Annotated in this window: 19 protein-coding genes; 16 read left to right on the forward strand and 3 right to left on the reverse strand. The window is 68.3% G+C overall.

All coding sequences use genetic code 11. The annotated features are described in order from the left end of the window. Positions 1-20 precede the first annotated feature (20 nt). Together QHF89_RS07715 and QHF89_RS07720 are read left to right on the forward strand one after the other, a co-directional pair. The gene (locus QHF89_RS07715; protein ID WP_136965752.1) at positions 21-4,556 is read left to right on the forward strand and encodes a sigma 54-interacting transcriptional regulator; all 4,536 of its coding nucleotides are present in this window, start codon (positions 21-23) and stop codon (positions 4,554-4,556) included. Continuing rightward, positions 4,553-4,867, forward strand: a complete 315-nt coding sequence (locus tag QHF89_RS07720) for a hypothetical protein (protein ID WP_136965751.1) — start codon at positions 4,553-4,555, stop codon at positions 4,865-4,867. Before QHF89_RS07715 ends, QHF89_RS07720 begins: the two co-directional genes overlap by 4 nt. A gap of 27 nt (positions 4,868-4,894) precedes the next feature. Here QHF89_RS07720 and QHF89_RS07725 read toward each other — a convergent pair whose 3' ends face one another. Next, the gene (locus QHF89_RS07725; RefSeq protein ID WP_284720206.1) at positions 4,895-5,317 is read right to left on the reverse strand and encodes a DUF4377 domain-containing protein; all 423 of its coding nucleotides are present in this window, start codon (positions 5,315-5,317) and stop codon (positions 4,895-4,897) included. Positions 5,318-5,398: 81 nt separating this feature from the next. Here QHF89_RS07725 and QHF89_RS07730 point away from each other — a divergent pair, with 81 nt between their 5' ends. The 3 genes from QHF89_RS07730 (at position 5,399) to QHF89_RS07740 (ending at position 8,878) form a co-directional block, all read left to right on the forward strand. Further along, positions 5,399-6,790, forward strand: a complete 1,392-nt coding sequence (locus QHF89_RS07730; protein ID WP_136965749.1) for a M12 family metallopeptidase — start codon at positions 5,399-5,401, stop codon at positions 6,788-6,790. 186 nt (positions 6,791-6,976) lie between these two features. Next, positions 6,977-7,798, forward strand: a complete 822-nt coding sequence (locus tag QHF89_RS07735) for a Uma2 family endonuclease (protein WP_284720207.1) — start codon at positions 6,977-6,979, stop codon at positions 7,796-7,798. A gap of 411 nt (positions 7,799-8,209) precedes the next feature. After that, on the forward strand, positions 8,210-8,878 hold the full coding sequence (locus QHF89_RS07740; RefSeq protein WP_136965747.1) for a hypothetical protein: 669 nt from the start codon (positions 8,210-8,212) through the stop codon (positions 8,876-8,878). Positions 8,879-8,889: 11 nt separating this feature from the next. On the opposite strand, the gene QHF89_RS07745 is transcribed toward QHF89_RS07740, so the two are convergent. Both QHF89_RS07745 and QHF89_RS07750 read right to left on the reverse strand, forming a co-directional pair. After that, positions 8,890-9,660, reverse strand: coding sequence for a hypothetical protein (locus tag QHF89_RS07745; protein ID WP_136965746.1), 771 nt, complete (start codon positions 9,658-9,660; stop codon positions 8,890-8,892). Continuing rightward, positions 9,654-10,886, reverse strand: coding sequence for an AAA family ATPase (locus QHF89_RS07750; RefSeq protein WP_136965745.1), 1,233 nt, complete (start codon positions 10,884-10,886; stop codon positions 9,654-9,656). The genes QHF89_RS07745 and QHF89_RS07750 overlap by 7 nt, the downstream gene beginning before the upstream one ends. A 248-nt stretch (positions 10,887-11,134) precedes the next feature. Between QHF89_RS07750 and QHF89_RS07755 the strand changes: the two genes are divergently transcribed. From QHF89_RS07755 to QHF89_RS07805, 11 genes are all read left to right on the forward strand, one after another. Continuing rightward, positions 11,135-12,601 (forward strand): aldehyde dehydrogenase family protein, encoded by a 1,467-nt coding sequence (locus QHF89_RS07755; RefSeq protein ID WP_136965743.1) that lies wholly within the window; start codon positions 11,135-11,137, stop codon positions 12,599-12,601. Positions 12,602-12,624: 23 nt separating this feature from the next. Then, positions 12,625-13,953 (forward strand): 4-aminobutyrate--2-oxoglutarate transaminase, encoded by a 1,329-nt coding sequence (gene gabT / locus QHF89_RS07760; protein WP_136965742.1) that lies wholly within the window; start codon positions 12,625-12,627, stop codon positions 13,951-13,953. Then, positions 13,950-15,401, forward strand: a complete 1,452-nt coding sequence (locus QHF89_RS07765) for an aldehyde dehydrogenase family protein (protein ID WP_136965741.1) — start codon at positions 13,950-13,952, stop codon at positions 15,399-15,401. Before gabT ends, QHF89_RS07765 begins: the two co-directional genes overlap by 4 nt. Before the next feature lie 28 nt (positions 15,402-15,429). After that, on the forward strand, positions 15,430-16,593 hold the full coding sequence (locus QHF89_RS07770) for an ABC transporter substrate-binding protein (protein WP_136965740.1): 1,164 nt from the start codon (positions 15,430-15,432) through the stop codon (positions 16,591-16,593). A gap of 10 nt (positions 16,594-16,603) precedes the next feature. Further along, positions 16,604-17,530: an ABC transporter permease gene (locus QHF89_RS07775; protein ID WP_136965739.1), complete on the forward strand. Its 927-nt coding sequence runs from the start codon at positions 16,604-16,606 to the stop codon at positions 17,528-17,530. Then, positions 17,527-18,315, forward strand: a complete 789-nt coding sequence (locus QHF89_RS07780; protein WP_284720208.1) for an ABC transporter permease — start codon at positions 17,527-17,529, stop codon at positions 18,313-18,315. Before QHF89_RS07775 ends, QHF89_RS07780 begins: the two co-directional genes overlap by 4 nt. A gap of 15 nt (positions 18,316-18,330) precedes the next feature. Beyond that, entirely contained in the window at positions 18,331-19,392 is a 1,062-nt protein-coding gene (locus QHF89_RS07785) for an ABC transporter ATP-binding protein (protein ID WP_284720209.1), read from the forward strand. A gap of 9 nt (positions 19,393-19,401) precedes the next feature. Beyond that, the gene (locus QHF89_RS07790) at positions 19,402-20,430 is read left to right on the forward strand and encodes a serine/threonine-protein kinase (RefSeq protein WP_136965737.1); all 1,029 of its coding nucleotides are present in this window, start codon (positions 19,402-19,404) and stop codon (positions 20,428-20,430) included. Between the two features lie 86 nt (positions 20,431-20,516). Beyond that, the gene (locus QHF89_RS07795; RefSeq protein ID WP_170229118.1) at positions 20,517-21,113 is read left to right on the forward strand and encodes an RNA polymerase sigma factor; all 597 of its coding nucleotides are present in this window, start codon (positions 20,517-20,519) and stop codon (positions 21,111-21,113) included. Positions 21,114-21,199: 86 nt separating this feature from the next. Next, positions 21,200-21,832, forward strand: a complete 633-nt coding sequence (locus QHF89_RS07800; RefSeq protein WP_136965736.1) for a hypothetical protein — start codon at positions 21,200-21,202, stop codon at positions 21,830-21,832. A gap of 122 nt (positions 21,833-21,954) precedes the next feature. After that, a complete protein-coding gene (locus tag QHF89_RS07805; RefSeq protein ID WP_136965735.1) occupies positions 21,955-22,362 on the forward strand; it encodes a hypothetical protein in 408 nt (135 codons plus the stop codon). Positions 22,363-22,364 lie beyond the last annotated feature (2 nt).

Raw genomic sequence — 22,364 nt, forward strand, 5'->3', positions numbered from 1 at the left:
ACGAGGAGCCCAGGGGAACGTTGCAGCTCCCGCCCCGATACGAGCCCATCGCGCCCCTTGGCAAGGGCGGCGGCGGAGAAGTGTGGTCGGCCAAAGACCGCATCACCGGCGCGACCGTGGCCGTGAAGGTCCTCGCCGAAGGCGCGAACGAGGCCGAAATGCTCGCCCTCGTGCGCGAGGCCGTGGCCCTCTCCGGCCTCGAAGGCCTCGGCGTGCCGCGCATCCTCGGCTTCGGACGCCTGCCGAACAGCCCCCGCGCCTACCTCGTGCGGGAGCTCGTCGTCGGCAAGAGCCTGGCCGCGCGATTCGCAGAACCAGACGAGCCGCTGGAGATCCTCGCGGCGATCGCGCAGGCCGCCGATCAGCTCACGCGCCTGCACCGCGCGCTCTTGCTGCACGGGGACTTGAAGCCCGCGAACATCATCGTCGGGCCCTTCGGCAAGGCGACGCTCGTCGACCTCGGGCTCGCGGCGAACTTCCGCGACGGCGGCGAGCGCCCGTCGGGCCTCACGCCGCGTTACGCCGCGCCCGAGCTGCTCACGGGCGCGCCGCTCGGCGTTCGCGCCGAGATCTATGCCCTCGGCGTCACGCTGCGCGAGGCCCTCGTCGCGGTGGGACCTCGGCTCGATCCGGCCGTCGTCGCGGCGCTCGAAGAGGTCGAGCGCCGCGCCACCGCGACCGATCCGACGAGCCGCTTCCCGAGCGCAGACGAGCTCGCGAGCGCCATCCGCCGCGCTGCGTCCTTGCCCATGCCCGAGGCGTTCGCCTCGCGCGACGCGCTCGTCTGGCCCATCGTTGGCCTCGACGAGCACGCCGCCGCGCTCGACGCGCAGATCGAGGACCTGCGCTCGGGCGGCGGCATCGTGGTCACGGGCCTGCCGGGCGCTGGCAAGAGCACGCTCCTCCGACGCGTCGCGTGGTGGCTCGGCGTGAAGGGGCGCGGCGTGGCGTGGGTCGAAGCTGCGCTCGCGCCCGACCCGGGCCAGGCGATGGACCTCGAGCTCGCGGGGGCCGAGGAGCCTGCGGGCGCCATCGTCCTCGTGGACGACGCCGATCGCCTCGCGAAACCGGACCTCACGCGCCTCGCCGCCCTGCGCGAGGCCGGCGCCCGCGTCGTCGTCACCTTCGACCCGGAGCGCCTGCCGAACCTGCCGGGCCCGACGCTCGAGCTCTTCGCCGTCCCGCCGCTCGACGAGGCGCGTGCGCGGGACCTCGTGCGCTCGGCGATCCCTTCACTCGGCGACGTCGTCGCGGATCACGTCGCGCGCCGCGCGGGCCACTTGCCCGGCAAGATCCGCGCGATCGTCGAGGCGATCGCGCGTGCCCCCGTCGCGAGCGCCGCGGACGTCGATCGCTTGCTCGCCGAGGAGGACGAGCGCGGCACCGATCGTGAGCGTGCGATGAAGCTGCTCGATCGGGGCCACGTCGACGAGGCCGCCGAGGTGCTCGCGCGCCTCGAAGACGACCCCTCACCGGCCGTGGCGATCGCCCGCGCGCGCCTGTTCACGAGCCGCGGCGACGCCCTGCGCGCGATCGCCGAGCTCGAGCGCGTGCAGGACGAGGCCCTCGCGGCCGACGCCGAGATCGCCGCCTCGTATTGCCTCCATGCGGCGCGCGCGCTCCTCCGCGCCGGCGACTACGCGGGCGCCGAGACCCAGGCCGGCGCCGCGGCCGAACGCACGGGCCTCCCGGCGGCCGCGGACGACGCCGCGCCTTTGCCCCGCGCGGAGGGCCGCCGCGCGCTCTCCATGCTGGCGATCGCCGCCGATGCGCTCGCCGTCTCGGGCCTCGCGCAGAGCTTCTCCTCGCGGCACGACGACGCCAAGCGCACGCTCACGCGCGCCGTGCGCCTCGCGCGTGGGGTCGGCGGCGAGCCGCGTATCCTCTCCGTCGCGCTCGGCTCCCTCGCCTTCGCGCTCCAGCGCGACGACCAGCTCGACCCCGCGAAGGCTGCCTACGAAGAAGCCCTCTCCGCGGCCGAGCAAGCGGGCGACGCGGGCAGCGTGGCCACGACGCGCTTGAACCTCGCGGGCATCGCCAAGGCGCAAGGCGACCTCGCGGCCGCGCTCATGCACCTCGAAGCCGCGGTCGACATGGGCCACCGCTCGGGCCGCGTCCCCACGCTTCGCCAGGCGCTCTTGAACCTCGCGAACCTGGAGCTTTACCTCGGCCGCCTCGCGCGGGCGCGTGTCTCCATCGACCAGCTCGCGCTCCAGCGCAGCGAGCTCGGCCCGAGCCAGCGCGCGCAGCTCCTCTCGCTCGAAGCCGAACACGCCGCGCGCTCGGGAGATCCCGCCGCGGCCGAGCGCCTCTGCGGCGCCTGCGCCGAGAGCTGGGAGAGCCTCGGCCGAGGCGTCGACGCGGCCGAAGCGCGGCTCGAACGCGTGATGATCGCCCCTGCGACGTCCGGCGATGACGCGCGTGATCTCGATGCCGAAATCGAGCGTGCCTCGGCGGCGCTCGGCGGTGGCTCGGCGCATCGCCCGCTCCTCTCGCTCGCGCGCGCCCGTGTGGCCACGCTGCGCGGCGACGAACGACAGGCCGCGGCGCACTGCGAAGAGGCGCTCGAAGCGGCGCGCGCCTCGGGCCAGAAGGACTTCGTCGCTCGTGCCCTCGAAGCACGCGCCACCCTGCACGAGGACGGCGGCAAGCCCATGCTCGCGCGGCGCGACCGGGAGGCCGCGCTCGCCGTGCTGGAGGAGATCGCCTCCGTCTTGCCGCGCGACCTGCGTGAGGTCTTCTGGGACGACCCGCGCCGCCGCGCCTTGCGCGCGCTCTGCGTGCCCTCCGTGCACACCCCGCCGGCTGCGGCGCCCGCACAGCCGAACGCCTCGCCTTCGAGCACGCTCGCCGCGCCGCGCAAGGCCCCCACGGAGGAGCGCCTCGCGCGCATCCTGGAGATCAACCGCGCCATCGCGGGCGAGGTCGATCTCGCGCGCCTGCTGGAGAAGGTCACCGACCACGCGATCGCCCTCCTCGGCGCCGAGCGGGGCTTTGTCATTCTCAAGAGCACGTTGCCGCGGGACGAGGCCAATCCGACGGCTGCGCTCCCGTTCGCGCTCTCGGTCCACGCCTTCCGCGGCCGCGAGGGCGACGACGCGCACGCGCGTTTCTCGCAGTCGATCGCCGAGCGTGTCGTCCACGTCGGCGAGCCGATCGTCACGGTGAGCGCGCGCGAGGACGCCCGCATGGCCGGGTATGTCTCGGTCCACCAGCTCATGCTCCAGTCGATCGCGTGTGTGCCCATCCGCGCGCGTGGCGGCGAGGTCATCGGCGCGCTCTACCTGGAGACGCGCCTCCGCGCTGCGATGGCCTTCACGGACGAGCTCCCCACGCTCGTCGCGCTCGCCGATCAGGTGGCGATCGCCATCGAGACCGCGCGCCTCGTCGGCGAGAACGCGCGCCGCGCGCGGGAGCTCGAAAAGAAGAGCGAGGAGCTCGAACGGGCGAACGGCGACCTCGAAGTGGCCCGCGCCGAGCTCGAAGAGCTGCTCGGCCTGCGCACCGAGGAGCTCAAGGCCACGAAGCGCGACCTCCGCTCCGCCCGCGCGGTCATCAAGGGGCATTTCGGCTACGAGGGCCTCGTCGGCCGCAGCGAGGCCATGCGCCGCGTCTACGCGCTCATCGATCGCGTCAAGGACACGGACATCCCCGTCCTCGTCATCGGCGAGAGCGGCACGGGCAAAGAAGTCGTGGCGCGGGCCATTCACAACGCCGGCCCGCGCGCCAAAAAACCCTTCGTGGGCATCAACGTCGGCGCCATTCCCGAGCACCTCCTGGAGAGCGAGCTCTTCGGCCACGTGCGCGGCGCCTTCACCGGCGCCGATCGGGATCGCCGTGGCCTCTTCCGCGAGGCCGAGGGCGGCACGATCCTCCTCGACGAAATCGGCGAAATGCCCCCGAAAATGCAGGCCGGCCTCCTCCGTGTCCTCCAGGAAAAGGTCGTCCGCCCGGTCGGCGGCGCCCGCGAGGAGCCTGTCAACACGCGCGTCGTCGCCGCGACCCACCGGGACCTCGTGGCGATGACCGCGGCTGGCACCTTCCGCGAGGACCTCCTCTACCGCTTGCACGTCGTCGAGGTCCGCGTCCCGCCTTTGCGCGAGCGCATCGAGGACATCCCGATCCTCATCGACCATTTCCTCGGCATCTTCGCGGCTCGTTATGGCCGTGAGCGCCGGAGCGTCTCGCGGGCCGCGCTTCGCCGGCTGATGGGGCATGGCTGGCCGGGCAATGTGCGCCAGCTCGAAAACGTCCTCTTGAATGCGTGGGTCCTCTCGGATCAAGCCGAGCTCGAGCCCGAGGACTTCGAGCTCCCGGAGGCGCGCCTCGCCCCGCGCCCGCCCCCTCCGCCGGAGAGCCTCCGCGAAGGCCCGCGCAGCGCTTCGCCCGAGCCCTCGCGGAAGCTCTCCTCGCTCGAAGCGCACAAGGCCGACGAGCGCGAGCGTATCCTCGCGGCGCTCCAGGCCTCGAACTGGAACCGCGTGAAGGCCGCGCGCCTCGTGGGTTTGCCCCGCCGCACGTTTTATCGGCGCCTCAAGGAGTACGGAATCCAATGACCGCCCAGCCCGGCAACCTCGCCGCCCTCGTGGACGGCGTCGCGCTGCCCGAAGAGGAGGCGCGCGACCTCTGGAAGCGCTTCAGCGAATGGATGGGCGAGCACCGCGGGGACATGGCGGGGTTCGCAAAGGCCAGCGGATTCACGAAGATCACGCCCGAATACAGGGATGGGCGTGCCGTGCTCGTCGCGTATACGAAGGAACCGCCGCCCGCGCCGCCGCCCGCACCGCCGGCCAAGAAGCCGGCCAAGAAGCCGGCGGGGAAGGGGAGCGGAGCTCGTCGAGGCGGGGGCGGCGGCGGAAAACGATGACCTCGTTCGTCGAGGTCCTTCGTCCGCTCACGGCTTCTTCTTCGATACGATCTTGACGAGCAGCGTCCTCTCCGACGACCCATCCGCCGGCGGATTCGCCACTGGCTCCCGCTTCACCCGCAGCTCGTAGGCGTACCCCTCTTCGTACGAAAACCCCTCGATCCTGTCGTAAAAGCGCTCCCATTCCTTGTTCTCCGCCTCGCGGACTTGCATGCACCGCATCGGGCCGACGCCCATGCAGTCGACCCGCTCCGCGTGGACGAAGAGCGTCGTTTCCCCGTCTTTCGCGGGCGATTCTTCGGTCGCCTTCGACGTATCGGGCGGCGCGTCCGGCTTTGCTTCCTCCGGGGTACCGACGGGGACGGTGGTGCTGCTCTGCGTCTCGCTCGGCGCGCAGGCGGCGGCGAAGAGGACGAGGGTGACGAGGGCTTGACGCGATGCGGAGACCATGGCTCGCGCAACGTACCTCATTCTTCGGGCCCTCGTGCGAATTTCCTGGAATCGTCGCTCGACGCCTGGAATCGTTCGAGCATGAACGAGAGCCTTCGCTCCCTCTCCGGTGCGCTCGGGCTGCTCCTCTCCGTCGTGGGGTGCAACCAGGGCTCTTCCTCCGCGCCGGCGCGGACGGCAGGCCCGCCGCCGGGCACGTGGAGCGGTGTTTCCCAGGCCGCTCCCCAGCAGACCGAGGCCTACCGCCCCGCCGCGCCTCGGTATTTCGGCAGCGCATTCATCTACCTCGCCAACAACGTGTCGAGGCAACTCGTCGGCTTTGATGTCGTCGACGGATGGGCCGTCATGGAGGGCGACATGATGCTCGGCCCGGCCACGCTCGTGCCCTTCCGGTATGGCACGCCGCCGCGCCCCGCCGGGGAAATCAAAGGCGCGATGGGCCTCCAGAACCGCTCGGACCTCTGGCCGAGGGGCGAGATCCCCTATGTGATTGACGCCTCCGTCCCGCCCGCCACGGTCGAAGGGATTGGCTGGGCCGTCTCCCACGTGAACACCACGCAGCTCCGGCTCCGCCCCCGCGCGGGCGACGCCGATTACGTCGTCTTTCGCAACAGCGGCGAGGGCAGCGGGTGCAGCTCGTACGTCGGCCGCATCGGGGGCCCCCAGGAGATCCAGGTCGCCGACTGCGGGCGCGGCAGCATCGTCCACGAAATCCTGCACGCGGCCGGCTTCTTCCACGAGCAATCGCGCAATGACCGCGACCAGTACGTCACCATCGTGTGGGACGAGATCCCGTCTCAATATCGGAGCGACTTCGAGCAGCGGGGCGGCGCGGGGCAGGACATCGGCCCCTACGATTACCAGAGCATCATGCATTACGCGCCGCATGCGTTCAGCCGCTCCGGCAGGCCCACGATCGTCCCACGGGACCCGAACGCCCGTATCGGCCAGCGCGAGGGCCTCTCCCAGCTCGATCGGTCCGCGATTCAGGTGCTTTACGGGACCGGCGGAGCGCCGGAGCTGCCGACGCCGCAGCCGAGCCTGCCTTTCCCCGGCACGACCTTCCCGTTCCCCATGGCGGGTCTCCCATTGCCGAGCCTGCCTTTCCCCCTTCCCTCGTTCCCCTTCCCCACCACGCAGCCCCCCGCACCTCCGGCGCCCCCGCCGGTGCCGACCGCTCCGGTCTCGTTCACCGGCACCTATTCGAGCACGCGAGGGCCGATGCAATGCTCGGAGAACGCCTCGATGGTGGCTTGTAGCTTTCAGGACGGAGGCGCGCCGGGCCGCCTCGATTGCGTGAAGGACGCGGGGAGCGTGCAGCTCTCCTGCACCTGGATGACGTTTTTCCCGCGCGCCGGCGCGGGCCGCGCTTCGCTCCGGCGTAGCTCCACGGCAGACCCGAACTTCGCCGGGACCTGGGGCAACTTGCAGAATGAAACGGACGGCGGTCGGTGGGAGGCTACGCGGCAATGATGCGCGTATACTGTCCTTGAACGACGCGCGGGCGCTCCGTGCTGGGTCGGGGAGGGGGCGGAGACGAGCGTGCGACGTCGAGCGGATGGACGTGGTATACGTTCGTGCATGGCACCTCCGGCCGAGAAGGGTGACGCTCCTCTCCCCGAACCGCCCGTGACGCCGTCGGCGGAGGCGTGGCGCGCGATGACGCCTGACGCTCGGCACAAGTTCCTCGTCGAGGTGATCGACGCGCTCTCCGACCCGCGGCTCACGATGGGGAACGGCCAGCCGCATAACCTGGCCAAGCGTCGAGCGACGGACCGGCTCCGCAGGCACTTCGACGCGATCGGCCGCCGCATCTATCTGGCCGAGGAGCTCAACGTCCTTTACCCCGGCGAGCGCGCGTTTTGTCCGGACATCCTGGCCGTCCTCGACGTCCCCCAGCCCGAAGACGACGAGCGGATGGCCTGGGTCGTGGCCGACGAGGGGCGCGGGCTCGACCTCGTCATCGAGGTCCTTTATGAGGGCTATCGCAAGAAAGACCTCGTCGACAACGTGGAGCGATATGCTCGCCTCGGGATCCCCGAGTATTTCGTCTACGACCGCAAGAAGCAGCAGCTTCACGGCTACCGCCTGCCGAGCCCCGAGGTGCGCCGTTATCAACGTATCGTGCCGCAGGGGGGGCGTTACGCCTCCGGCGTGCTGGGGCTCGACCTGGCCATCGAGAACGGCAAGCTCGAGTTTTTCTACGGAATGGCCGCGCTCTTCGGCACGGACGATCTCATCGGCCGTCTAAAAGGCATGATGCAGAGCCTGGAGGCGAAGGCGGAGCAGGCCGAGGCGCAAGTGGAGCAAGCCCTCACGAGCCTCCAGAACAGCCTGCTCGCCATCATCGCCGCCCGGGGGATCGCGTGCTCGGACGACGACCGCGAGCGCGTCCGTTCCTGCGCCGACCCCGAGATGCTCCAGCGCTGGCTCGTCCGGGCCGCCACGGTCGGCTCGATGGCCGAGGTGCTTGCGGAGTAGGCTTTTTCGCGCCGATCGACGCGCGCAACGCGTGCAAACGCTCTCGGTGACGTCCGAATGCCGCGTGCAACGGTTGCAAACGGCATATGCACCGCTCGGAGACCCGCTTGCACGCGTTGCAAGCGCCTCTCGGTGTGTACGAACGCCGGTTGCACGCGTTGCAAACGCCTCTCGGTGTGTACCGAAAGCCGCTTGCAAGCGTTGCAAACACCTCTCGGCGTGTACGAATGCCGCTTGCAACGCGTGCAACCGGCGTTTGTACGCGCACATCGCGCCTTGCAACGGCTGCACCCGGGTCTCGTGACGCTCGACGGGCGTTTTCCGTCGATAGTGTGCTCCCCTTGCATCGCCGCCTCGGCCTCCGCGTCTGCCTCACGACGTTTCGCACGTGACCCCTTTCTGGAGGTTCCCATGTCCCATCCCCGCAAGGTTTTCCCCACGCTGCTGCTCGACGACGCCGAGGCCGAGGTCTTTTTCACGCGCTCCGGACTGAAAGCCGACCCCGACGCGCAGGATCTCCTCCCCCTCACGGACGGCTGGCTCGCCAGGATCGACCTCGTTCGTACGAAGGAGCGCTCGGCTCGCGAGGCGCAGGCGGACGCGGACGCCGCGCGTGTCGTCGCCAATACGCGGCTCGATCGTGCTTGCCAACGGTTCGGGGACGAGCTTTTTCTCGCTGTGGGCAAGGAGCGCGGGGTGGCGCGGTGGACGCAGTTCTTCCCGGTCCCCGTCAGCAAGTTCATTCGCCAAGCATTGCCGCGGCAGGTCGCGCGTGTGCTCGGGTGGTTCGAATCCACCGACCCCGTCCTCGACAAGCATCGCGGCGACCTCGAACCCTGGGCGCTGGCCGCCGACGTCGCGCTCAAGCGGACGACGGCGGTGGCCACGGTGCGCGGCGAAACGCGTATCAGCCGGGAGAAGCTCGCCGCGGATCTCACGCGCGAGCGGGACGGGCTGCACGATGCATTGACGGCCCGCGCGCGCGAGCGAGGGCTCTCGCGGGATTGGGCGGATCAGTTTTTCCGGAAGGTGCGCCGGGCGAAGGGCGTGGAGGAGGCGGCCGAGGGGGCGGGGCAATAAGGGGCTACGTCCTACGCGTCCGAGCCCGCGTTCGGCGTGTCCGGTGCGTAGGTCGCGGCGAGTGCGGCGCAGAGCGGCTCGCACTTCTTTAGGCCGTCCACAGCTTGCGTGAACGATTTTCCGACGTCGTAAACGGCGCTCGACGGGTAATCCTTGCTGGCCAGGTCGACGTAGTACCGCGCGTCCACGCACGGGTTCTTCTTGGGCTTCTCGATCTCGTCGAGCGCCTCACGCTTCTCTTCCCACCTGTTCCACTGCGTTGCGTGTTGGCCCCGGTGGTGCTTCTGGCACAACGAGCGGCCGACACGCGTATTCTGGAAGAGCCAGGCCTCGATGCTGTAGTAGGGCACGAGGACGCGAACCCGATGCATGAACGAGTCGGGCGCTCGGCCGTCGCTGTGCTTCTGCCTCAGGTGTTCGATGTGCTGGCGCACGACGCCGAGCACCCGCTCGTGGAACCTCACGTTCTCCGGGACATCGCGGCGTGTGTCGCTGAAGGGTCGGTCCGCGTCGACGTGATGGAACACGAAGTTCGCCTCGACGTAGATGTGCGTCGCGATGGCGCGCGCGAGAGCGACGAGGCGCTTGTGGCTTCCTTTGGCGAGATTCGCCGTTGCGGCCTCCTGCGCCTCGGGATGATCCCCCTGCACGTCGATGGACGTGGGGTCGTGGTTCGGATCGACGAGGCGCAGCATGCGCCGCACGAGCGCGCGAAGGGGTTCGTGGTGGCCATCCTCCGTGAGGACCAGGATGCTGGCGACGAAGCGTCGGCCGCTCACCATAAGTTCTTGTCTCGAAGGATCTCGCTGACGTGCTGGAGGCCGACGTTGTAAGCCTCGAAGAAGCGCTCGGCGTCGTAGTCGCTCATGTTGGACCAGATGAGGCGCTCCTTGCCCGAGCTCGTATCGCAGCGGCAGAGGATGAAGGCGCGCTTGACGTCTTCAGCCGAAGAAAATTCGAGCTCGTCGAGGAGGAGGGGATCCTGGTTCGCGAGGAAGGCTTGGCGGTCGCCGATCGCCTGGAGGCAGGCGGTGATCCACGCGTGGTGCAGGCTGTTCGTGAGCTCGTCGGCGATGACGATGTGCGGGTTGCAGTCGAGGTAGTAGAGGAAAGCGAGGAGGCGCTTCTGGCCGTGGCTGAGCTTGTCGGCGCGGACGCGGGAGCCGTCTTGACGTTCGAACCAGAACTCCATGTCGCCGAATCCTTGATACATGACGGATTCAGCGACGTTTTTATGCGTCATCAAGAGACGGAGATCGAGCCATCCATCCTTCAACCCGGCGAGGCGGATCATCTCGAACAGGAATGGCAAGTGCTCCGTGGAGAACCTGAACGACTTCGGTTCGCGCCATTTGGACCATTGGCCCTTGCTCTCCTCACTCAGCGCGGTCATGAGCGCGCGTGATACCTTCTGGCGAGGATATGCGAAGAAGAGCGCCGAGGCTTCGTCTTCCAGATCGCCCACGGCGGTGATGAACCGTTGAACGTCGTCATTGCTGAACAGTGAACGGAAAAAGTCGATGGACTCGTCGAATCGAGAAATGCGCTCGAGCGTTTCCATCGATTCGCAGATTCCACGGTTCTGGATGCCGAGGGACCATGGCGAACCGCCGAATTCGTCGTCAGGGATATCGCGCCAATCCTCCTCCGCGTCTTCCTCGGGGGCGGAGTGCTCGCGTATGCGGAGCTTGACGAGCAAGTCGTGTTCGTTTTCTACTTTCGTGAGTGCGCGTCTCCCCATCGCGACGACAGGTTCCGAGCGGCGCAGGCGGTTTTCGAGCACAACCTCGACCACCGCAGATTCAAACGCGATTCGATACTCGACTGAGAACTCCTCGTCCTCGATGGTGGAGAGATCCCGGCTTAAGAGCGCTGCAATCAACTCCAGCAGCGTCGTCTTCCCCGACCCATTGATCCCGAGCAGCACGTTGAACCCATCGCTGAAGTGCAGCTCGACCGGCTCGACATTCCGGAACTTGTTGATCTTCAGCCGCTTGAGCTTCGCCATGCGCTCCGTCCCATCCGTGCGCTTCGCGACTCGACCGCGCCCGCGCTCGGGCACCTTACTCCATCCCCTCCGCACCTCGCAACGCACCCCACCCCTCGTTTGCCCCTGCTCCTCCGCCCGCCCCCACGCTCACTCCCACCCCTCCGTCCGCGTCGCTCCCTCGTCCGCCCGCGCGCCCTTTTTTCTCCCGCGGCAGCCCTCTTCCCGGGTAGACTCCCCGCCTTCCGAGGGGAGGAGAGGGCCGCGCAATGAAACGCTATCAGATGCTCATCGGTGGGAATTGGGTGGACAGCGTCTCCGGTCAGACGCGTGAGCTTCACGACCCGGCCAATGGCGAGATCGTCGCCACGGTCCCCGAGGCCTCCCGGGAGGACGCGCGTGCGGCCATCGACGCCGCTCGTGAGGCCTTCGATCGTGGCCCCTGGCGCAAGACCACCGCGCTCGATCGCGCCAAACTCCTCTTCAAGCTCGCCGAGGCCCTCACCAAGGAGGCCGACGCCCTCGCGCGCCTCGAAGTCCAGAGCTGCGGCAAGCCCCTCGCCGAGGCCCAGTTCGACGTCGCCGACGCCGCCAACTGCTTCGAGTTCTACGGCGGCCTCGCCACCAAGATCGCCGGCGAGACCATGAACGTCCCGGCGAACAGCGTCAGCTTCGTCGTCCGGGAGCCCCTCGGCGTCTGCGGCCAGATCATCCCCTGGAACTACCCGCTCCTCATGGCCGCGTGGAAGCTCGCCCCCGCCCTCGCGGCCGGCAACACGTGTGTGCTCAAACCGTCGGAGCTGACGCCCCTCACGGCCTTGGAGCTCGGCCGCATCCTCACCGAGGTCGGGTTTCCGCCCGGCGTCGTCAACATCATCACGGGCCCGGGCGCCGGCGCGGGCGAGGAGCTCGCCGAGAGCCCGCGCGTCGACAAGGTCGCTTTCACCGGCGGCACCGTCACCGGCCGCAAGATCCTCCTCGCGTCCTCGGGCAACTTGAAGAAGGTCACGCTCGAGCTCGGCGGCAAGAACCCGAACATCGTCTTCGCCGACGCCGATTTCGAGTCCGCCGTCGACGGCGCGCTCTTCGGCGCCTTCGCGAACCAGGGCGAGGTCTGCTCCGCGGGATCTCGCCTCCTCGTCGAGCGATCGATCCACGATCGCCTCGTCGCTGCGATGGTCGAGAAGATCCCGCGCGTGAAGGTCGGCCATGGCCTCGATGCCGCGACGAAGATGGGCCCGCTCGTCTCGGCGGCGCACCGGGACAAGGTCGAGTCGTACATCCGCATCGGCGTCGACGAGGGCGCGCGGCTCGTCTGCGGCGGCAAACGCCCCGCGGATCCGGCGCTCGCGAAGGGGCACTTCCTCGAGCCCACGATCTTCGTCGACGTCAAGCCCTCGATGCGCATCGCGCGCGAGGAGATCTTCGGGCCGGTCCTCAGCGTCCTGCCCTTCGACACCGAGGAGGAGGCCATCGCGCTCGCGAACGACAGCGAGTACGGCCTCGCGGCGGCGGTCTGGACGAAGAACCTCACGCGCGCGCACCGCGTCATCCGTGAGCTTCGCGCCGGCATCACCTGGGTGAACACGTATCATCCGACGTTCAACGAGATGCCTTGGGGCGGCTACAAGCAGAGCGGCACCGGCCGCGAGCTCGGGCTCTACGGCATCGAGGCGTATCTCGAGACCAAGCAGGTCAACATCAATCTGGACGAGGCCCCGCTCGGCTGGTACTAGCCGACGTTTTTGGGAGAGACCGCATGCGGATCGAATTGAAGACCGAGATCCCGGGGCCTCGGAGCCGGGCGCTCATGGAGCAGCGGCGCGCGGCGGTCGCTCGGGGGCCGTTCCACGGCACGCCCATCTTCGTCGCGAAGGCGCACGGCGCGGTGATCGAGGACGTCGACGGCAATCGACTCCTCGATTTTGCGTCGGGTATCGCCGTGACGAACCTCGGCCACACGCCGGAGGACGTCGTGCAGGCCGTGCAGGCGCAGGCCGAGCGCTTCTTGCACACGAGCTTCAACGTCGTCCCTTACGAGGGCTACGTCACGCTCTGCGAGCGCCTGAACCGCATCACGCCCGGCAGCTTCGCGAAGAAGGCCTTCCTCGCGAACAGCGGCGCCGAGGCCGTCGAGAACGCCGTCAAGATCGCCCGCGCCCACACGAAACGCCAGGGCGTCGTCGTCTTCGACCACGCCTTCCACGGCCGCACCTACCTCGCGATGAGCATGACCAGCAAGGTCGGCTATCGGCAGGGCTTCGCGCCCTTCGTCCCCGAGGTGTACCGCACGCCGTTCCCCTACGCCTACCGCTCGCCCGAGCCGGATGCCTCCGCGTGGGCCCTGCGTGAGTTCCGTGAGCTCGTCCTGCACCACGTCGGCGCGAACAACGTCGCCGCCGTCGTCATCGAGCTCATCCTCGGCGAGGGCGGCTTCGTCGACGCGCCCGTGCCTTTTGTCCAAGAGCTCGCGAGCTTCTGCAAGGAGCACGGCATCGTCCTCATCGTCGACGAGATCCAGACCGGCTTCGGCCGCACCGGCGCGCTCTTCGCGTGCGAGCACTACGGCGTCGAGCCCGACCTCGTCACGCTCGCGAAGGGCCTCGGATCGGGCCTTCCGATCTCCGCGGTCGTCGGCCGCGCCGAGATCATGGATGCGCCCGTCGAGGGCGCGATCGGCGGCACGTTCGGCGGAAATCCCGTCGCCATCGCGGCTGCGCTCGCCGTGCTCGATCGTTTCGAGGCCGACGGCGGCGCGCTTTTGAAGCGCATTCAGGCCGTCGGCGAGCAGATCGGCGCGCGCCTCCTCGCCTGGAAAGAGCGTTTTCCGATCATCGGCGACGTGCGCGGCATCGGCCCCATGCGGGCCATCGAGCTCGTGCGGGATCCTCGGACGCGCGAGCCCGACAAGGCCGCGGCGCAGGCGCTCGCGAAATACTGCTACCAGCACGGCGTCGTCGTCCTCGGCGCTGGCACGTACGGCAACGTCATTCGACTGGCCCCGCCGCTCACCCTCGAAGATGCCGAGCTCGACGAAGGGCTCGTGATTCTCGAAGCGGGGCTCGCAGAACTCGGGAGGAGCGCATGAGCCGGCACCTGCTCTTCATTGACGGCGCGTGGCGGGAATCGTCTCGCACGCACACCATCAAATCCCCCTACAGCGGCCGCATCGTCGCGGTCGCGGAGGAGGCGGACGAAGCCCTCATGGAGCGCGCGCTCTCGGCCGCGAAGGCCGCGCAGACGCGCTTCCGCAAGACGAGCCGGTACCTGCGCAGCCGCCTCCTCGCCGCGATGGCGCGGCGGATCGACGAGGAGCGGGCGAAGTTCGTCACGTCGATCGTCGACGAGGCCGGCAAACCCGCGGCGCTCGCGGACGCCGAGGTGTCCCGCGCGATCACCACGTTCATCGTCGGCGCCGAGGAGGCCAAGCGGTATGGCGGCGAGGTCTTCCCCGTCGACATCGACGCGGCGGGCCGCGCGTACGAGCCGGGCACGAGCCTCTTCGTCCCGCGGGGGCCCGTCCTCGCGATCACGCCCTTCAACTTCCCGCTGAACCTCGTCGCGCACAAGGTCGTGCCTGCGCTCGCGATCGGCGCGCCCGTGCTCATCAAACCGGCGCCGCAAACGCCGGGCGCCGTCCGCCTGCTCGCCGAGGTCTTCGAGGCGGCGGCGAACGAGGTCTCCGAGAGCCGCGAGACCATTCCGCTCGCCGCGCTCCAGACGATCAACGCCCCGAACGAGGTCACGGGCCGCGCGATTCGTGATCCGCGTGTCGCCGTCGTCAGCTTCACGGGCAGCGCCTCGGTCGGCTGGAGCATCCAGGGCATGGCGCGCGGCAAGCGCAGCGTGCTCGAGCTCGGCGGCAATGCGGCGGTCCTCGTGCATGGCGGGGCCGACCTCGTCCGCGCCGCCGCGCGCGTCGCGTACGGGGCCTTCGCGTATGCCGGCCAGGTCTGCATTTCCGTGCAAAACGTGTGGGTCGAGGAGAGCGTCGAGGAGGCGTTCCGCGGCTTCTTGCTGGAGGAGGTCGCCCGCATCAAGACGGGCGATCCGCGCGGCGAGGGCGTGCTCGTCGGCCCGGTCATCGACGGCAAGGCGGCCGATCGCATCACGGCGTGGATCGACGAGGCGCAGAAGGCGGGCGCGAACGTCCTTTGCGGCGGCAAGCGCGAGGGCAACCTCCTCCAGCCGACGGTCCTCGATCGTCCGGGCGAGGCGCTCGCGATCGTGCGGGAGGAGGTCTTTGGGCCGGTCCTGAACCTGCTCACGTACCGCGACGTCGGCGAGGCCATCGAGGCCGTGAATCGCTCGAAGTATGGCCTTCAGGCGGGCGTCTTCACCGACAGCTTGCGCGTCGCGCGCCGTACGGTCGAGGATCTGGAGGTCGGCGGCGTCATGATCAACGAGGTCCCCACCTATCGCGCCGATCACATGCCTTATGGCGGCGTGAAGGAATCCGGTCTTGGCCGCGAGGGCGTGCGTTACGCGATGGAAGAGTACAGCGAGCGCAAGACCGTCATTTCGTACAGGGGATGAACCTACCGTGGGGATTGGAGGATTCGCGATGATTCGTATGTCTTCGTGGGTATCGGCGGCGGGCCTCGCCATGCTCGGGATCGTTTCGCTCGGCTGTCAGGGCGAAAAGAAGCCGGAGGGCGCGGCGCCGACGGGCAGCGCGGCGCCTGGAGGCTCGGCGGCTGCGCAGAAGCCGGCCGACCCTGCCGAGAAGTTCAAGGGCCAGACCTTGAACATCCTCGCGTGGGAGGGGTATGCCGATCCCAAGTTCACGAAGGGGTTCGAGGAGAAATACGGCGTCACCGTCAAGGGCACGTATTTCGGTTCGAGTGATGAGCTCGTGGCGAAGCTCAAGTCGAGCCCCGGCGTGTACGACATCGTCTCGCCGTCCTCGGACGTCGCGTATACCCTCGTGCAGGGCGGCCTCGTCGATCCGATCGATACGAGCAAGATCGCGAGCTGGGGCGACCTCGCGGATGCGCTGAAGAACCTCGACGACGCGAAGAAGGACGGCAAGCAATACGGCGTCCCCTTCACCTGGGGCCCCGACTACCTCATTTACGACGCGAATGTCGTGAAGGAGGAGCCGAAGAGCTGGAAGGTCTTCTACGACGCCCAGTACAAGGGCAAGGTCACGCTCTGGGACGACATCTCGAACATCTATCTCGTCGGCCAGATCATGGGGCTCGACAAGACGAACCAGGCGGCGCTCTACAACATGACGGACGAGCAGCTCGCCGAGGCGAAGAAGAAGCTCGTCGAGCTCAAGCCCCAGGTGCGCAAGTACTGGGCGACGGCGGGGGAGCTCAACGATCTCTTCAAGAACAAAGAGGTCGTCCTGGCCGTCGGCTGGCCGCTCACGGTCGGCACGCTCAACAAGGAAGGGCTGAACCTCAAGGGCGTGATCCCCGAGGAGGGCGCGACGGGCTGGATCGATAGGCTCATGATCACCTCGTCCTCGAAGAACAAGGACCTCGCGCTCGCGTACCTCGATTACGTCACGACGCCCAAGGCCCAGGCGCTTGTCTTCGAGGCGACGGGCGGATATTGCGTGGCGAACGCGAAGGCCAAGGAGCACATGTCCGAGGACCTCAAGAAGAGCCCGTGTGTCACCGAGGGCGAGACGTACTTCAAGCGCCTGAACTTCTGGCAATACGTGAAGGAGCGCAAGAAGTACAACGAGCTCTGGAACGAGGTGAAGAGCGCGAAGTAGGCGAACACGAATGGATACGGCGCCCGCCGCGAAGGCATCGATTCACGCGCAAACTCCGCCGAAGCGGCGGGCGCTCCTGTTCCTCGTCCTGCCCCCTGCGCTCTGGCTGCTCTGCTTCCTCGTCCTGCCCTACCTGGGCCTGTTCTTTCAGAGCTTCCTCGGCACGAACGACCTCGGCGACGTCGTTCTCGAGCCCTCGCTCGACGCGTGGAAGGCCTTCTTCACGAAGACCCTCTACCGCAGCACGCTGCTCTACACCTTCAAGATCGCGCTGACCGTCACGAGCCTCGCCGTGCTCTTCAGCGTGCCGCTCGCGTACTTCATCGCCTTCAAGGTGCGCCGCGGGAAGGAATTGCTCTACAGCCTCATCATCGTCCCGCTCTGGGTGAGCTACATCGTCCGCGCCTATGCGTGGAAGATCATCCTCGGCCGTGAAGGGATCCTGAATTCCTTTCTGCAATGGGCGAAGATCACGGACGCGCCCGTCGAGGCGTTCCTCTACAGTGAATGGGCCATCATCATCGGCCTCGTCCACATCTACACGCCCTTCGTGCTCATGCCGGTGTACACCGCGTTCGAGCAGATCCCGCGCTCGCTCGTCGAGGCCTCGAAGGACCTCGGGGCCGGCCGTATCACCACGTTCTTCCGCGTCGTGCTCCCGCTCTCGCTCCCGGGCGTCATCGCGGGCGGCACCTTCGCGTTCGTGCTGACGCTCGGTGATTTCCTCGCGCCCGTCCTGCTCGGCGGCACCGACAACCTCATGATCTCGAACGTCGTGCAGAACCTCTTCGGCACCTCGAACGATCGTCCCCTCGGCTCCGTCGTCGGGATCGTCTTGCTCGTCGTCGTCGTGGCGCTCCTGGAGACGACGTCGCGCGCGGAGAAATCGTTCGCGAGCCTCGAATCGGGCCGCGGCCGCCTGGGAGGCGCGCGTTGAAGCGCCGCTTCGATCTGCCCACGTTCCTCGTCGGCTCCGCGGCGGCGTTCGTCCTCGCGTTCATTTACCTGCCGATGGTCGTCGTCGTCGTGTATTCGTTCAATCCCGACGCGGTGAACGTCTTCCCGATGCGCGGCTTTTCCCTCCGCTGGTATCGCATGCTGCTCGACGACGAGCAGCTCCTCGCGGCGCTGCGCATCAGCCTCCTCGTCGCGCTCGGCGGCACCTCGATCGGCCTCCTCCTCGGCGTCCCCGGCGCCATCGCGCTCGCGCGCCACGATTTCCCGGGCAAACGGATCCTCGAACGGATCGTCCTTTTGCCCCTCACCTTGCCAGGCATCGTCACGGGCGTCGCTATGTTGAGCTTCTTTCCGCTCATCGGCGTCCCCGTCTCGCTCCTCGCCGTCCTCATCGGCCACGGCACGTTCCTCATCGCGATCACGCTCACGCAGGTCTATGCGCGCCTCCGGCGCCTCGATCCATCGCTCGAAGAGGCCTCGGCGGATCTCGGCGCGCCGCCGATCACGACCTTCTTCAGGGTCGTCCTGCCGAACATCAAGACGGCCATCATCGGCTCGGCGCTCCTCTCGTTCACGCTCTCGCTCGACGAGATTCCGGTCACGTTTTTCCTCATCGCGGGCGACAACACCCTGCCCATTCAGATCTGGGCCATGATGCGCCGGGGCATTTCTCCCGAGGTCAACGCGATCTCGACCCTCGTCTTTGCTGGATCGATCGGCCTCATCCTGCTCGGCACCGCGCTCGGCGGCCGCGACAAGGAGTAAAACGTTTTGGGCATCGTGGAGCTACGCAAGGTCGTCAAGCGCTTCGGCGACGTCGAGGTCGTCAAATCGCTCGATCTATCCATCGAGAAGGGCGAATTCCTCACCTTCCTCGGCCCGAGCGGGTGCGGCAAGACGACGACGCTGCGCATGATCGGCGGCTTCGAGATGCCCACCTCGGGCGAGATCTACCTCGACGGCCGCGAGGTCTCCGCGCTCCCGCCGTACAAGCGCGACGTCAATACGGTCTTCCAGAGCTACGCCCTCTTCCCCCACATGAGCGTGCGCCAGAACGTCGCTTATGGGCTCGAACAGAAGCGCCTCCCCAAGGCCGAGATCGAGCGCAAGGTGACGGAGGTCCTCGCGATGGTGCGTATGGACACGTTCGCCGCGCGCAAGCCGCGCGAGCTCTCCGGCGGCCAGCAGCAGCGCGTCGCCGTCGCGCGCGCGATCGTCAATGGCCCCACTGTCCTCCTGCTCGACGAGCCCCTCGGCGCGCTCGACTTGAAGCTCCGCAAGGAGATGCAATTCGAGCTGAAGAGCCTCCAGCGCAAGCTCGGCATGACGTTCGTCTACGTCACGCACGACCAGGAGGAGGCGCTCACGATGAGCGATCGCGTCGCCGTGATGAACGGCGGCCGGATCGAGCAGATCGACGCGCCCGTCGCCATTTACAACCGCCCGAAGACCCGCTTCGTCGCCGATTTCATCGGCGAGACCAACCTGCTCGCGGGCGAGGTGCATCGCGAGGGCTCCTCGCATGCGTTTTCCCTCGGCGGCGCGCGGATCCCGATCGAGCCCGACGCCGTGCTCGAATCGGGTCGTGGCATCTCCTTGAGCGTGCGCCCCGAAATGGTCACCGTCCGCAAGGCCGAGGGCCACGAATCCGAGGGCGTCGTGCTTCCCGGGACCGTCGAGGAGACGGTGTTCGTCGGCTCCGTCTGGAAGACCGTGGTGCGCCTCAAGAGCGGCGAGCGGGTCGTCGCGACCGAGCCGCCGGCCACGCACGGGGAACTCGAGCAGGGCACCTCGGTCGTCGTCGGTTGGAATCCCAAGAGCGCGGTCGTCCTGGAGGCCTGACGGAGACCCATGGAGCTCGAGCCTGGTCATCTCGTCGCGGGGCGCTTTCGTGTCGTGCGATTCCTCGGGGAGGGCGCGGTCAGCGCCGTGTACGAGGCCGTCGACGACGTGCGGGGCCAGCGCGTCGCGGTGAAGCTCTTGCACCGCGAGCTCTCGCAGAACACCGAGATCGTCCAGCGATTCGAGCGCGAGGCCGAGGCCGCGAGCCGCATCGGCTCCGAGCACATCGTCCTCGTGCACGGCGCGGGCGCCTCTCCCGAGGGACGATTCATCGTCCTCGAATACCTCGACGGCGGCACGCTCGCCGATCTCATGCGGAAACGCCGCCCGCTCCCGGCCGAGGAGGCCGCCTCGCTCGTCGTCCAGCTCCTCGCCGGCTTATCAAAGGCGCACGCGCTCGGCATCGTGCACCGCGATTTGAAGCCCGCGAACCTCTTCCTCGTGCCGGGCCCCCAGGGCGGCCCCTTCCTCAAGATCCTCGATTTCGGCGCCTCGAAGCTCACGAATGCGGGCCAGGCCCTCACGCGCACCGGGGCCATGGTCGGCACGCCGATGTACATGTCGCCCGAGCAGATCCGCAGCTCCGACAAGGTCGACCCGCGCACGGACGTGTATGCAGCGGGCGTCATCCTTTACGAGAGCGTCACGGGCAAGGTCCCCTTCGACGTGCGAAACGCGGTCGAGCTCGCATTTCGTGTGGTCTCGCAGGACCCGCCGCCGCCCGAGACGCACCTGCCTTCGCTCGATCCCGAGCTTTCGGCGGTCATTCGTCGCGCGATGTCACGCGACCCCGACGCCCGCTTCCAGACGGCCGCGGAGATGCACGAAGCGCTTTGTGCCTGGCTCCAGAAGCACGGCATTCCCCTCCCGCCGGAGACACGCGCGGCGCCCGCCGCCGCGCCCACGGTCGTGCCGACGGCCACGCCACGCGCGGCGCCCGCGGCGTCCCGGTCCGTTCGGCTGGTCGTCGTCATCGGGCTCGGCGCGCTGCTCCTCGTCGCGGCGATTGTGCTCGTGCTCTACGTTGGGGTGGGTTGAGCCGGCGATACAGGTGATCTCGCGGGCCGTGTCCTTTTTGGTGAAGGACTGCGGCTCGTGCCAGCAACATGGGATCGGGTGCCCGTGTGAGCTGGTCCTGGTTCGAGAGCGCGACGTGGTTCGCCGGCGCAGCCGGGGAGGACGCATCCACGCCTGCGCCCGAGCTCGCCGCCGTGCACGCGCGCCACGCCGAGTTCGTCTTTGCCTGCTTGCAGCGCCTCGGCGTGCGCGGCGCGGCGCTCGAGGACGCGCACCAGGAGGTCTTCCTCGTCGTGCACCGCCGCCTCGCCTCGTACGACGGCCGCGCCAGCATGACGGCGTGGCTCTTCGGCATTTGCCGGCGCGTCGCGGCGGCGCACCGGCGCCGGGCCCACGTGCGTCACGAGATCCCCGTGGACCCCGAATGGGACATCGAGGACATCGACGCCGATCCCGAGCAGGCGCTCGCGCGTGGGCAGGAGCGCCGCGAGGTCGAGCGGGTCCTCGACATGCTCGACCTCGACAAACGTGCCGTCCTCGTCATGTACGAGATCGAGGGGATCGAATGCGACCGTATCGCCGTGCTGCTCGGGATTCCCGTCGGCACGGTGTATTCGCGTCTTCATGCGGCGCGGCGTGATTTCGAGAAGGCGATGACGCGCGCGGCGGCGCGCGCGGCGGGCGGCAAGGCGGGGCGGCGCTGATGGCTGCGCGGGATCACGCTCCGAGGGGCGAGGAGCTCTCTCCTCTGGCGAAGCGCCTGCTCGCGGCCTCTCGCCCCGTTCGCCGCATGCGCCCCTCCGAGCGCATTCGTTCGGCGGCGTTCGTCGCTGCGCTCGTGAACGAACCGTCGCGCGGCAGCCTCGCCCGGTGGCTCGACCGTGCGCCCCGCGTGGTGTTTGCCCTCGCGGCCGTCGCCTTCGTATTCGGCGCTTCGGCGCACGACACGATTCCGCGCATCGAGGCCGAGGAAGAGAGCTTCGCGCCTGTGCGGGAGGCGCCGCGCGTGGAGGCTCGCCCTGGGGTCGCCGGGAGCCCGGACGAGCTCCGCAGCCGCGCGCCGGAGGGCGAGGCGGAGGAGGTCCCCGGGGACGGCGACGTCTGTGGGCGAAACGTGTGCGAATTCGAGCCGTCTTGCTGCGAGGGCACGTGGGACGAGCGTTGTGATCGCAAGCTCCTCGAGATCACCCGGGTGACGCACCACGCCTCGCCGGTCCGCGCCGGCCGTTGTTACTGGCATGATCGGGACGATTGCCCCGGATGCGCGTGTCCGCTCTACCTCAAGCGCCAGGAGGTGCTCCCGCGGGGCGACGACCCGGGCAAGAGCCTCGGGTACGACGGCGGGACCGGCTGCCTGCGCGACCTCCGCCGCCTCCTGTCGAACTTGAAATGGATGTGCACGGAGGGGTTCTGTGAGGAGTGAGCGGGGCATCGGAGGCTCGATGCGACCGCCTCGAACGATTTCCTGAAGGATGGACACGCCGGCGAGCAACGACTCCTGTAGAGCGCGGGTGCTCCGCGCGAGGAGAGAGGTCGAGGAGAATCATGATTCATCACCGCGCTTTGTCGCTGGCTGCCGCGCTGTTCGTCATGCCCTTCGCCGCGGGGTGCGTGGCGGGGGAAGAGGAGGTGGGGGACGAAGTCGTGGAGATCGAGGGGCCGGGGCTCTCGGAGGAATGGTACAACTCCGTCCCCTACCTGAGCTGCGCCCACCAGAACGGCTTCGGGATGGTCTGCAATTACTCGGGTGGGGGCAATTCGGCGTACTGGCAGTACGATTACTTGAATACCGCGTGGCTCGATGGGCCGATGCCCATGCTCCCGAGCGCGAACACCGTCAACTGGGGTAACTGTCACGATCCCGGGAGCGCGCCGGCGAGTTTCGTCATTCACGTGGAGGCATGGAACCAAAGCTTCGGCAACTACGCGACGCTCTACATGCCCTGCCTGTGACG

The organism is Polyangium sorediatum, assembly GCF_029946465.1.
Classification (GTDB): domain Bacteria; phylum Myxococcota_A; class Polyangia; order Polyangiales; family Polyangiaceae; genus Polyangium; species Polyangium fumosum.

Coding starts and splice junctions, on each gene's coding strand:
- QHF89_RS07720 (WP_136965751.1), top strand. CDS start 4,553: ATGACCGCCCAGCCCGGCAACCTCGCCGCCCTCGTGGACGGCGTCGCG.
- QHF89_RS07725 (WP_284720206.1), bottom strand. CDS start 5,317: ATGGTCTCCGCATCGCGTCAAGCCCTCGTCACCCTCGTCCTCTTCGCC.
- QHF89_RS07730 (WP_136965749.1), top strand. CDS start 5,399: ATGAACGAGAGCCTTCGCTCCCTCTCCGGTGCGCTCGGGCTGCTCCTC.
- QHF89_RS07735 (WP_284720207.1), top strand. CDS start 6,977: ATGACGCCTGACGCTCGGCACAAGTTCCTCGTCGAGGTGATCGACGCG.
- QHF89_RS07740 (WP_136965747.1), top strand. CDS start 8,210: ATGTCCCATCCCCGCAAGGTTTTCCCCACGCTGCTGCTCGACGACGCC.
- QHF89_RS07745 (WP_136965746.1), bottom strand. CDS start 9,660: ATGGTGAGCGGCCGACGCTTCGTCGCCAGCATCCTGGTCCTCACGGAG.
- QHF89_RS07750 (WP_136965745.1), bottom strand. CDS start 10,886: ATGGCGAAGCTCAAGCGGCTGAAGATCAACAAGTTCCGGAATGTCGAG.
- QHF89_RS07755 (WP_136965743.1), top strand. CDS start 11,135: ATGAAACGCTATCAGATGCTCATCGGTGGGAATTGGGTGGACAGCGTC.
- gabT (WP_136965742.1), top strand. CDS start 12,625: ATGCGGATCGAATTGAAGACCGAGATCCCGGGGCCTCGGAGCCGGGCG.
- QHF89_RS07765 (WP_136965741.1), top strand. CDS start 13,950: ATGAGCCGGCACCTGCTCTTCATTGACGGCGCGTGGCGGGAATCGTCT.
- QHF89_RS07770 (WP_136965740.1), top strand. CDS start 15,430: ATGATTCGTATGTCTTCGTGGGTATCGGCGGCGGGCCTCGCCATGCTC.
- QHF89_RS07775 (WP_136965739.1), top strand. CDS start 16,604: ATGGATACGGCGCCCGCCGCGAAGGCATCGATTCACGCGCAAACTCCG.
- QHF89_RS07790 (WP_136965737.1), top strand. CDS start 19,402: ATGGAGCTCGAGCCTGGTCATCTCGTCGCGGGGCGCTTTCGTGTCGTG.
- QHF89_RS07800 (WP_136965736.1), top strand. CDS start 21,200: ATGCGCCCCTCCGAGCGCATTCGTTCGGCGGCGTTCGTCGCTGCGCTC.
- QHF89_RS07805 (WP_136965735.1), top strand. CDS start 21,955: ATGATTCATCACCGCGCTTTGTCGCTGGCTGCCGCGCTGTTCGTCATG.